Below are 12,236 nucleotides of genomic sequence, written 5' to 3'. Positions count from 1 at the left end.
GGGCCAAAAAGAAGAGCGGCGGGCTTCCATCAAGAAGCCCGCCGCTCTGGCACAAATCGAATGCTACTTCAGAGGTGTCGATATCGTCGGCGTGAAAGCGCCGTTCGTCGCGTTGTCGACGAAGGACGTCACCGAGGCGCCACCAATCGCATTCACTGCGGTTGCGGCACCGAACATCTTGTTGCCCGAGAGCAGCAAATTGCTCGGCGCGGTAACCTGGATCGCGAAGCTCGGATTGTTGTCATACAAGGCGGTGAACGACAATCCAGTGTTCTGGACGCCACCGGATCCTGCAATATTGAAACCGCCGGCGTTGTTGGTGATGATCGAGTCCCGGATGACGGCGCGTGCGCCGGCCGTGCCGACCAGGTTCACACCGTTTCCGGTGAAGTGCCGGATCTGACAATTCACGATCGTGGTCGTTCCGGAGCCGATGATCTTCACACCGTCGAGGCCCGTGCCAAGACCTTCGATATCGAGGCCCTGAAGCAGAACCCTGTCGGTCGCTGCGGGAAGACTGACAACGATACCGTTGGTGCCGGAAACCAATACGCCGGCTTCAAATGTCGAGCTGATGGTGATCGACTTGGTGATGGTCACGGCGCCGAAGCCACCGGGATCGAGAACGTTGATTTCGCCGAATGTCGCCGTCTTGGAGATCGCGCCGGCGAAGGTCTTGCACGGTGCTGTGCGGCTGCAAGGATTGGCATCATCGCCAACGCCGGAAACCCACGTGCGGGTCGCCTGGGCATTTGCTGGCGCGGACGCCAGGAATGGGACCAAAAAGCCGATCGTCAATATGAGTAAACCAAACCGCCTCATCTCTGCCTCCTCTGAGCTGGCCGATTTCCGGCCCAGCAAAACTGCCGAACAATCATTTCCAGGTAGAATTGCTAGTGAAGGCAGCCCCGGCTTGTGCATATCGCATGCGCGAAACGTCGCCGGCAGCCATCCCCCAATTCGCTGCAGTCCGTAGTCCATGCTGTGACGCGCTATGGGCCGGAATCACGCCACTGAATTAGAGACCCACTATGAGATCGAAGCCGTGTTGGCGTCCGCCTCACGTGCATCTGTCCTCCGTTTGGAGGATCAGGTTCAATTTGAGTTTGCAATTTTTGCGATCGCTTCTGACGGCGGGAACCAAGGGCCGCTGGCGCAAAATGAGCTTGAACTCGAAAAATGGCCTGCGAACCTCGATCGGGAAAAGATGGTAACTCAGCAATCGTTACAGGGCAATGACGTCAGGCCGCCCGCATCGACCGCTGTCCCCAGGGCTGTTATAGCTGCCTCGCCGGCCGGACCCGCGTGATTTGGCGGCGGATCTATGCACTTCTCCCTGGAGTCTCGTGAATGGCCTTCCCGCGCGCCTCGCAAGCCCTCTCCCGTTTCACCGTGCTCGACCTGACCCGGGTCCGTTCGGGACCAACCTGCGTACGGCAATTGGCCGATTGGGGCGCCAATGTCATCAAGATCGACGCACTTCTGGAGGACGGCGGCGGCGAGCAACCCGGCGGCCCCCGTCAGGGGGCCGATTTCCAGAACCTGCACCGCAACAAACGCGCCATGACGCTGAACCTCAAGGATCCCAAAGGTCTCGCTGTATTCAAGCGGCTGGTCGCGAAAGCCGATGTCGTCGTCGAAAACTTCCGGCCAGACGTCAAGACCAAGCTCGGCATCGACTATGAGAGCCTGCGCGGGATCAATCCGGCCCTGGTCTACGGCAGCATTTCGGGGTTCGGCCAGGATGGCCCCTATCACAAGCGGCCGGGTTTCGATCAGATCGCGCAGGGCATGGGCGGCCTGATGTCGGTCACGGGCGCCCCCGGCGGCGGTCCGATGCGGGTCGGCATTCCGGTCGCCGACCTCACGGCCGGGCTGTTTTGCGCGATCGGCATCCTTACCGCGCTGCTGGAGCGCGACGTGTCCGGCGAGGGGCAATGGGTGCAGACGTCGCTGCTGCAAGCACAGATCTTCATGCTGGACTTCCAGGCGGCGCGTTGGCTGATGGAAAAGGAAGTCGCCGGCCAGGCCGGCAACAATCATCCGACCAGCATCCCGACCGGCGTGTTCAAGACCTCCGACGGCTACATCAACATTGCAACCACTGGTGGGCGGATCTGGGAACGTTGCGCGCAGGCGATCGGCGCGCCCGAGATGGTCACCAATCCGGATTATGCCACCGCGCCGGCCCGCTCGAAGAACCGCGACGCCTTGAACGCGGAGATCAGCAAACGGACCGTGACGAAATCGACCGAGACCTGGGTCAAGGAACTCAACGACGCCGGCGTGCCGTGCGGGCCGATCTATGCGATCGACCAGATGTTCGAGGATGCCCAGGTCAAGCATCTCGGCATCGCGCAGGATGTGCCGAATGCGGAGAACCGGCCGATCCGGCTTCTCGCACAGCCGGTCAAATTGTCCCGCACCCCGAGCAGGATGGCAGCCCGACCGCCGGAATTCGGCGAGCAGACCGAAGAGGTGCTCGCCGAGTTCGGCTTCAGCGCGAGCGAAATTGCCGAACTGCGGCAAGGCAAGGTGGTGTGAAGCGCGGCCCCCGCTGGCGCCGCGCCTCTTCCGAACACGGCCTTCGTCACACGACCAGTATGTCGTGCGGGATGATCGTCACGCCGGCCTGAACCTGTGCCAGCGCCAGCGCTGCCCCCTGGGTTCCGTCGGCGCTGAAGTAGAGCGTCTGGTTGGCCGTATCGAACAGGAACCCGGAGAGCCCGTTGAACTGATCGCTCGCCGCAGTCTGGAACATCGGCGTCGCATCCATGCCGGCCGTCAACCCGCCGCCGAAACCGCTCGCCGAGACGGCGATATGATCGTGCTGGCTGGTGTTGTTGAAGTCGGTAATGGTCGCGGTGCCGTCGGTCGTGTGCATGAACGCGAACGTGTCGTTGCCCGCGCCGCCGCTCATGACGTGGCTTCCCGAATTGCCGAACAGGATGTCGTTGCCGCCTCCGCCGTTGAGCGCCTCGGTACCATTGGTGGCGATCAGGATGTCGTCTCCGCCAGTACCGTTGAGGGTGGTGGCGCTTGCTGCGTTGTTGCTCACGGTCGCGGTGGCCGTATTGGCGCTCGCCGCCAGTCCGTCGGACGCGGCGTAGTTGAACGAGCCGCCCAACGCGGCATCGTCCGTGAAGGACACGTTTGGACCCGACAGCGACGCCGAGCCGCCACTGCTCGAGGTGATACTGCTGACCGATAGATGGTCGATCGTATCAGGATCGGTGTCGTTGGCCGCCAACGCCCAGGTGGGAATGTCGACGGTGCCGTTGGGACCGACATCGGTGACGACATTGTCGCTCACGGCGGTGGGTGCATCGTTGCTCCCGTTGAGGGTGACGCTTATGTCCTGGTAGGTGGTGGCACCGGCGTTGTCGGTGACCGCCACGGTATAGATCTGCGTGATCGACTGCCCCTGCGCCAGGAACTGGATATCGGCATTATCGACACTGAAATGCCAGGCCACAGAGCCCGAGCCGCCCGACTCCGTGACCGGGTCGAGCGAGAACGTTCCGAAATAGTTGCTATCGTGCGGCGCGAAGCTCGCCGTATGGGTATCGCCCGGATCGGAGTCCGCGAACGAGACGGATCCGTCGGAGGTCTCGACGGCCGGTCCCGGCGTAGGGGCCAGCGAGAACTGGTCGAAATGCATGCCCGAGATGCCGGCAGTGTAGTTGATCAGGAACTGATCGGTCAGGCCGTCGCCGACAACGTCGAAGGTGTATTTGGTGAAGCCGAATGCAATCTCCGAGTCCACCGCCGACACCAGCGTCGCGCCGCCAAAGGATGCGACAAACGACTGGCTGCCGCCGCCGGCATCGCCGGCGAGATAGAAGCTCAGGGCGTAGTGCTGTCCGGCAACGGTCGCAATGTCCTGCTCCAGCGATCCGCTACCCGCGAGATCCGCCGTGTAATTGGCGAAGTCGCCGCCCAGTGCATCGAACTCGACGTTCGCACCGCCCCCAGCGATCCAGCCGGTGAAATCGCCGGTCTCGAAGCCACCATTGACGGCAAGGCTCGGCCCGGCGTCTTCGGTGATCGAGGCGAAGGCGACCGCCGACGTGATCTGCGGCGCCTCGTCCGATCCCGTGATGTTGAACGTCAGGGTGGTCGCCGTATTGTGACCGAAGCTGTCGGTGACCGTGAAGTTGAACAGGTCGGTGGCATGCTGGCCGTCGAGCAGGCCGTCGAGCGCCGGATTGGCGGTGTAGAGATAGGTGCCGTCGTTGAAGACCGTGAGCGTGCCGTAAGCGCCTGCGACGTCCAAAGCGCCGGAGACCTCATGACCGTTGACATCGGTCACGCTCAGCGAATTGGCGATGTCGCCGGCGTTATCGCCGGCATCCGTGATCATGTTGCCGACGGCGACAATGTTGCCTGCATCGGTCGCGGTCGTGTCGGCAACGCTGGCGACGTCCGCATTGATGATGGGCTGGTTGTCGGCCGCACCGGTGGCCGTGATCGTCACCAATTGCGTCGAGGTGGTCACTCCGTCCGAAACGGTGACGTTGTAGGTCACGGTCAGCGTGTCGCCCGCGCTGAGGAAATCGAGATCCTTGTCCGGAATGCTGAAGGTCCAGTCAATGCCGCCGTGTCCCGAGCCGGTGGAGTCGTGCAGGACCGTGGCCAGCGCCGACTGCAGATCATTCAGCGTCTGCGACGGCACGAAGTCGCCGCCCGACCAGACGGCGGAGCCGACATCGACGCTCACCGAATGGTGGTCGGTCAAATCAACGTCATCGAATGCGAGCGTGCCGGTCGGCGTCGGGCTCGTGCTGTCCAGCGACGACGACCCGATCGTGTCAGCCTGCTCGGCAACCGTGCCGCTCTGCGGAGCGCCGGTCATGACGACGGCATCGTTGGCGCCGGTGATGACGACTTCGACGGTCTGCGTTGCGGTGGTCGAGGCGTCGCTGACGTGGACCTGGTAATCGACGGTCAGGGTCTCGCCCGCAGCAAGGAAATCGAGCTGGCTATCGGGGATGCTGAAAGTCCAGTCGACGCCGCCGCTGCCCGTGCCGGTGGAGTCATGCAAGGCCGTGGCAAGCGCGGTTTGAAGGGCCGTCTCCGTATCGGTCGGAAGCGTCGAGCCGCCAGACCATGTTTCGGACGCCAACGACACTGCCACGGTATGGGCGTCACCGGTGTCCGCGTCCGTGAAGTTCAACGTCCCCGTCGGCACCGGGCTCGTCGTGTCCGGCGCCGCGGAGCCCGTCGTATCGGCGAGTTCGGACAAGGTGGCGGATTCCGCGCCGCTGCTGATCACCACCGGATGGTTGGTGCCGAGAATGGTGATGGTGACGTTCTGCATCGCCGTCGCACCGGCAGGGTCGGTGACGACCACCTGATAAGTCAGCGTCAGGGTCTCGCCGCCGGGGATGGCGCTTGCCAGACTGTTGGGAAGAGCAAAATCCCAGCCGACGTCGCCAAGCACATGGCCGGTCGAATCCGTCAACGACGTGGAGAACGCGCTGAGCAGCACCGAGTTCGGGATCGAGATCGAACCGCCACCCGACAGCGAGGCCGAGACCGACGTAGCGACGGAATGGCTGTCGGACAAGTCGACGTCGGTAAAGGGCAGGTCGCCATGCGCCGTGAGCTTGCCGTCTGGCGAGACGTTCTGGTCCTCGATGAGATGCGCGGCCTCGGGACCGCAGAGGAAGACCGGCTTGTCGTTCGTCCCGATCACCGTCACCACGACATTCTGCGTGGTGATCCCTCCGGCATGATCGTCAAGTTGAAGGACGTAGTTGATCTTCAGCTGCTCGCCGGCCGCGAGATAGTCGAAGGCAAGATCCGGCGCGGAAAACGTGGTGTTGATTGTTCCGCTGCTCGAGCCCGACGCCTTGACGATGTTGTTGATGCTGAAGAAGGACATCAGTTCCGCGGTGCCCAACCCACCCGGCAAGATGCCGGTGGTCGTCCCCGAGGCGGACGCTGCGACCACGCTTGCGGTGAAGTTGGTGTTGGTCAGATCGACGTCGGTGAAATTCACGGCAATCGGTGTCGTGTCAGGTGACAATGACAGGGTCTGGTCCGCCTGCTCGGTGACGGTCGCCGCTACCGACGTCGCGATCACCGGCTTGTCGTCGGTGCCGGTCACCGTGATGGTGACCGTCTGCGTCGCCGTGCCGCCATGATTGTCGCTGACCATCACGTCATAGGTGAGGACGATCACCTGGTTCTTGGACAGGAAGTCGAAATCGTCATCGGCTTCGCTGAATGACCATTTTACCGTCCCGGTCCCGTTGGTGTCCTTGGTGATCTGCGACGTCATTGCCGTCTGGAAATGCGCGAGCGATGAGGCCGGGATCACGGAGCCGCTGGACAGCACCGCGGAATGCAATGCGACGGACGTCGTATGGGTATCGCTGTGATCGCTGTCCTTGAAAGTCATCGTGTCCGAGAATTGATGCAGCGTCGTGGAATCCGTCGTGTTGCTGAATTCGCCGAAGCTGTCGCTGTCCGGACCGCTGGTGAAGACGGGCGCGTGATTGGTCATGGAAAACACCTCCCTGAGTGGGTGCAACACAAGCGCCGCCTATGATTTCGGGGGCGCGTTCAAATTTGCTTGGCCGGTTCGCGAGCACGGCAGACACGAAATCGCACGAAGTACAGAGAACGCGGAATGGTGCGCTGTCAGAACTATCGTCGTCGTTTCTCAGTTTGATGACTGGTGGAGCATCGAGGGTGATGACGGGCGGTCGCGTGACGGGCCGGTCGAAAGAAACGTCAGAAGATCTACAAAAGACTCTGGAGGGACAATGATCGTCATTCGCAACCACAGAGATCATATTCGCAACGCTGCGGTTACGTCAACCTAGGCGCGCAACGCCGCGAGAAAACCAGCAGCACGCTTGAAAACAATTTGAACGAATTGGCAAATCTTCCCGTTGTTCGCGACAAACCGACGTCGTTCCGGCGACGGAACCACTCGTCCCCTGCACATTGATCTTTTCCGGATATCAACCGGCGCGGACCTCAGCGACAATGTCGCGCAATCCGCCGCAAGAGCGCCGTCGCGATCTTGTCTCCAGGGGATTCTGAAGATGCGGGCCGCCTCTTTGGCGCGATATTCAGGAGGCCGCCTGCATGCCCCGCAAGTGGTTCTGCCCTATGGCAAACTTGCCGCCAACGGGCGATCTGCTATATTTCCGAACTATGGATTGCACGAGGGCTCATGAAGGGGACTATCTGGCGGGCAGCACCTGTTTGCGCCTTTGTCCGGTGACGACGGCCATGTCCGCGTCCCGCGCCGGCGAACCGGTCCAATGAGCGGCAAGGGAGCGCTGGGCGAGGCGGATCGCATTGCGCGGCTGTTTGGCCTGATCGCCGTTCGTGCCGGCGAAACCATCATGAGGGTCCGCGCGACGGCGAGCGATCCGCAGCACAAGAGCGATGGCTCGCCGGTCACTGCCGCCGATCTTCAGGCCGACGAGGTCATTCGAGCGTGCCTTGCACGCAATCTTGCGGGCCTGCCGGTCATCACGGAGGAGACCTGCGATGGCACGGTGACGACTGGGCATCCGCGTTTCATCCTCGTCGATCCCCTCGACGGCACCAAGGAATACATCCGGGGCGCAGCCGAATTCACGGTCAATATCGCCCTGATCGAGGACGGATCACCGGTCGCAGGCGCGGTCTATGCGCCGGCCCTGTCCCAGCTCTATCTCGGCGGATCGAACGCCTACAAGCTGCATGTCGAGCCGGGCTCATGCGGTCCCTCGTTCAGCGACATGCAGACGATCGAGGTGCAGGTCCCCTCTCCCGAAGGCCTGCGGGCCGTCACGAGCCGGTCGCACCTCGACGATGCCACGAAAGCCTGGCTCGGCCGGCACCGGATCCGGGAACTGAAGCCGTCCGGATCCTCGCTCAAATTCTGCGTGGTTGCAGAAGGTGCGGCAGACGTCTATCCACGTCTGGCTCCGACCATGGAGTGGGATACGGCCGCGGGCCACGCGGTGCTCCTGGCGGCCGGCGGACGCGTTGTCGGCCTGGACGGAGAGGACGTTCGCTACGGCAAGCCGGCCTATCGCAACGGTCACTTCGTTGCATGGGGCGGAAGCGTCGGCGAATAGCGCAACTGGATCAAAAGACGCAATATGCTGCCACGACATCTCCGCCGCCTCGAGGCTGAATCGATCGAGATCATGCGCGACGTGGTCGCCGAGTTCAAAAAGCCGGTCATGCTCTATTCGATCGGCAAGGACTCGAGCGTGATGCTCCACGTGGCGATGAAGGCGTTCCATCCGGCCAAGCTCCCCTTCCCGCTGCTCCACGTCGACACCACGTGGAAATTCCGGGAGATGATCAGTTTTCGCGACGAGACGGCCAAGCGCATCGGCGCCGATCTGATCGTCCATGTGAACAAGGAAGGCGTCGAGCGCGGCATCGGCCCGATCGCCTCCGGCTCCTCGCTGCACACCCAGGTCATGAAGACCGACGCATTGAAGCAGGCGCTGGATCTCTATCAGTTCGATGCGGCGTTCGGCGGCGCCAGGCGCGACGAGGAGAAGAGCCGGGCCAAGGAGCGCATCTTCTCGTTCCGCTCCGCCGGCCATGTCTGGGATCCGCGCAACCAGCGCCCGGAGCTGTGGAACCTGTTCAACACCCGCATCCGCCAGGGCGAGACGATGCGCGTGTTCGCGATGTCGAACTGGACCGAGCTCGACATCTGGGAATACATCATGCTCGAGAACATCCCGGTCGTGCCGCTCTATTTTGCCAAGATGCGTCCCGTCGTGCGGCGCGGCGGCACGCTCATCATGGTGGATGACGACCGCCTCCCGCTGGAGCCGGGCGAGACCGCGGAGATGCGGATGATCCGCTTCCGCACGCTCGGATGCTACCCGCTCAGCGGCGCGATCGACTCGTCGGCGACGACGATCAAGGACATCGTCGCCGAGATGCAGACGGCAACGGTCTCCGAGCGGCAGGGCCGCCTGATCGATTCCGACGAGGCCGCCTCGATGGAAAAGAAGAAGCGCGAGGGCTATTTCTGATGGACACCTCCGTTCTCCGCGAACCGCATTCGACCGGGACCAAGGACCAGCTGCGCTTCATCACCTGCGGCTCGGTCGACGACGGCAAGTCGACCCTGATCGGGCGACTGCTGCACGACAGCAAGCTGATCTTCGAGGATCAGCTGGCCGCGCTCGCGCGCGACAGCGCCAAGCACGGCACCACCGGCGACGACATCGATTTCGCGCTGCTGGTCGACGGCCTCGAGGCCGAGCGCCAGCAAGGCATCACCATCGATGTCGCCTATCGCTTCTTCACGACGCCGCGGCGCTCCTTCATGGTCGCGGACACGCCGGGCCACGAGCAGTACACGCGCAACATGGCCACCGGTGCCTCGACCGCGCAGCTCGCCATCATCCTGATCGACGCCCGCAAGGGCGTCCTGGTGCAGACCAAGCGCCATTCCTTCATCTGCTCGCTGCTCGGCATCAAGCACGTCGTCGTCGCCATCAACAAGATCGACCTGGTCGATTACAAGAAGGACGTCTTCGATCGCATCGCCGGCGATTATGTCGCCTTTGCCACCGGGCTCGGCTTCTCCTCGATCGTCCCGATTCCGATGTCGGCGCGTTATGGCGACAACATCATCGAGCGCTCGGGCAATACCGACTGGTATCACGGCCCCTGCCTGCTCGATTATCTCGAAAGCATCGACGTCGCGAGCGAGACGACCGGGCTGCCGTTCCGCTTTCCCGTGCAGTGGGTCAACCGCCCCAATCTCGATTTCCGCGGCTTCACCGGAACGGTGGCGTCAGGCAGCATCTCGCCCGGCGACGCGATCGTGGTGTCGGCGTCCGGCCACAAGAGCCGCGTCAAGGAGATCGTGACCTACGACGGCGAATTGCCGAAGGCCGAGGCCGGCGATGCCGTGACGATCACGCTCGAGGACGAGATCGACATCGTCCGCGGCGATATCCTGGCGAAACCGACCGAACGTCCTGAAGTGGCCGACCAGTTCGCCGCCCACCTGATCTGGATGGATCAGGACCCGCTCGTGCCGGCGCGCAACTACATCGTCAGGATCGGTACCCAGACGATCACGTCGGCGAGCGTCACCGCGATCAAATACCGCATCGACGTCAACACCCGCGAGCACCTGGCCGCGACGACGCTCGGCCTGAACGAGATCGCGTTCTGCAATTTCGCCGTGGCGCTGCCGGTCGCCTTCGATTCCTACGAGGCCAACCGCCGGACCGGCGCCTTCATCGTCATCGACCGCTACACCAACCGGACCGTCGGTGCCGGCATGATCGCATTTCCGTTGCGGCGCGCCAGCAACATCGCCTGGCAGCCGCTCTCGATCGGCAAGGCCGAACGCGCCGCGATCAAGAACCAGAAGCCGCGGATCATCTGGTTCACCGGCCTGTCCGGCGCGGGCAAATCGACCATCGCCAACATTCTCGATCAGAAGCTGTACGCGCTCGGCAATCACACCATGCTGCTCGACGGCGATAATCTCCGCCATGGGCTCAACCGGGACCTCGGCTTCACCGAGGCCGATCGGGTCGAGAACATCAGGCGCGTCGGCGAGGTCGCCAAGCTCATGGTCGACGGCGGCCTGATCGTGATCTGCTCGTTCATTTCCCCCTACAAGGCCGAGCGTGACATGGTGCGCGGCCTCGTCGCCGAGGGAGATTTCGTCGAGGTGTTCGTCAACACGCCCATCGAGGAGTGCATGCGGCGCGACCCGAAGGGGCTCTATAGCAAGGCGAAGGAAGGCAAGATCAAGAACTTCACCGGCATCGATGCGCCCTATGAAGCGCCCGAGCGCCCGGAAATCCGGCTGGAGACGGTCGGTCATCGCCCGGACGAGCTTGCCGATCAGATCGTCGAACTCCTCAGGCGCCTTTGAGATGCCGAGCCGCCTTGGGCTAGAGCGTTTTCGAGCGAAGTGGATACCGCTTCGCGTCAAGAAAACGCGTCAAAACCAGAACTAGAGCCCCGTTCCGATATCACCGGAACGGGCAAGGCTCTGGGGTCTCAGCCCCGCGGCCCCGGCAGCAACTCGTCAATGCGGCCGGCGGCCCGATAGGTGATCAGACCGAGCCACTCGCGGACCCCGAGATTGGTCCGCGACAGGCCGTCCTCTGCAATATCCGTGAACGAGAAGGCGTCGCGTCCCGTGCCGACGCGCCAATCGACCGGACAAGGCTCGACCGCAAATCCTACTTTGCGAAACAGACCGATCGACCGCGGCATGTGAAAGGCCGACGTCACGAGCAGCCAGCGCTCGCCGGGCTTCGGATCGACCATGGCTTTGGCGAACAGAGCGTTCTCATAGGTGTTGCGGGCGCGGCTTTCCAGCATCAGCCGGCTCTTGTCGATCCCAAGGCTTTCGAACAGCGCGGCCGCGAAGTCGGCCTCCTTCGCCTCGCCGGAAATCAGATTGGGGTTGCCCCCCGTGAAGACCACGCGCGCGCCAGGATATTTCCGGGCCAGCGCAGCGGTCATGATGATGCGGTCGGACGCGGTCGTTGTGACCGGCGTATCATGAGCCGCGGACAGGTCGACATCGATCGACGCGCCAAGAACGATGATACCGTCCGGCGCGCCCTGGGACGGGGTCCAGGCCGGGAAGCGCGTCTCCAGCGGATAGAGCAGCAGGTTTCCGACCGGTCCGAACCCGCACAGCGCGAGCATCAATGCAGACAGCAGCACCAGCGCGCGGCCGAGCCTGAAGAATCGCGTCAGGAGCAGGAGCGAGCCCAGCACGGTGAGGCCGATCAGGAAATTCTGCGGCAGCGCCATGACGCCGAGCGTCTTGGATAGAACGAAGAACACGGTTTTCCTCCGGTCGCAAACGTGATCGTCATATCATCGATTGATGGAGGAAGCAGGCTTCGCCCCAGGCCGCCGGCGGCTCGCTCAGGCGCGAGCCAGGCGCGCCGCCAGTTCGGCGCATTGATTGCGAATGTCGGGAATGGCGATGCTCGCGCGTGGATCCTTCACCACGCCCGTACAGTCCGCGACGGGTCCGAGCTGAAGTTGATGTGCGAGGAGGACACCGCTTGCTCCGCCACCTATGACGATTGCGTGTCGACTAGCGGACTGACCCATTGACCTGCAAACCATCGTTGGTACGCGTTGCAGGCCTCGTTACATACCGCGCGATGTTTTGCAACCGACCGCAAGTCGGCATCGATCGTGGATGCGGTCGTCCGATAAACGACAAAGCCCGGCGCTTGCGCCGGGCTTTGCTTGTTGTT

The 12,236-nt window shown here is 62.9% G+C and carries 7 protein-coding genes; 4 read left to right on the top strand and 3 right to left on the bottom strand.

Annotated elements, in window-relative coordinates:
* Positions 1-63: 63 nt before the first annotated feature.
* Positions 64-981 (bottom strand): right-handed parallel beta-helix repeat-containing protein, encoded by a 918-nt coding sequence (locus ACWAT4_RS13820; RefSeq protein ID WP_449730759.1) that lies wholly within the window; start codon positions 979-981, stop codon positions 64-66.
* 369 nt (positions 982-1,350) lie between these two features.
* On the opposite strand from ACWAT4_RS13820, the gene ACWAT4_RS13815 reads away from it, so the two are divergent.
* Positions 1,351-2,544, top strand: a complete 1,194-nt coding sequence (locus ACWAT4_RS13815) for a CaiB/BaiF CoA transferase family protein (protein WP_212444502.1) — start codon at positions 1,351-1,353, stop codon at positions 2,542-2,544.
* 46 nt (positions 2,545-2,590) lie between these two features.
* Here the strand turns inward: ACWAT4_RS13815 and ACWAT4_RS13810 are convergent, their stop codons facing one another.
* Positions 2,591-6,511: a beta strand repeat-containing protein gene (locus ACWAT4_RS13810; protein ID WP_449730758.1), complete on the bottom strand. Its 3,921-nt coding sequence runs from the start codon at positions 6,509-6,511 to the stop codon at positions 2,591-2,593.
* Positions 6,512-7,280: 769 nt separating this feature from the next.
* Here ACWAT4_RS13810 and ACWAT4_RS13805 point away from each other — a divergent pair.
* The 3 genes from ACWAT4_RS13805 to cysN are packed head-to-tail and all read left to right on the top strand — an operon-like array spanning position 7,281 to position 10,882.
* Positions 7,281-8,087: a 3'(2'),5'-bisphosphate nucleotidase CysQ family protein gene (locus tag ACWAT4_RS13805; protein WP_212444504.1), complete on the top strand. Its 807-nt coding sequence runs from the start codon at positions 7,281-7,283 to the stop codon at positions 8,085-8,087.
* Positions 8,088-8,111: 24 nt separating this feature from the next.
* The gene (cysD, locus tag ACWAT4_RS13800; protein WP_212301310.1) at positions 8,112-9,011 is read left to right on the top strand and encodes a sulfate adenylyltransferase subunit CysD; all 900 of its coding nucleotides are present in this window, start codon (positions 8,112-8,114) and stop codon (positions 9,009-9,011) included.
* Positions 9,011-10,882 (top strand): sulfate adenylyltransferase subunit CysN, encoded by a 1,872-nt coding sequence (gene cysN / locus ACWAT4_RS13795; protein ID WP_212426277.1) that lies wholly within the window; start codon positions 9,011-9,013, stop codon positions 10,880-10,882. The genes cysD and cysN overlap by 1 nt, the downstream gene beginning before the upstream one ends.
* A gap of 128 nt (positions 10,883-11,010) precedes the next feature.
* On the opposite strand, the gene ACWAT4_RS13790 is transcribed toward cysN, so the two are convergent.
* Positions 11,011-11,811: a YdcF family protein gene (locus ACWAT4_RS13790; protein WP_212444505.1), complete on the bottom strand. Its 801-nt coding sequence runs from the start codon at positions 11,809-11,811 to the stop codon at positions 11,011-11,013.
* Between the last annotated feature and the right edge of the window lie 425 nt (positions 11,812-12,236).

It is taken from the genome of Bradyrhizobium sp. T-1, assembly GCF_053592855.1.
Note: the sequence above shows the minus strand (reverse complement) of the source record. Positions and strands in the feature narration are given on the sequence as shown.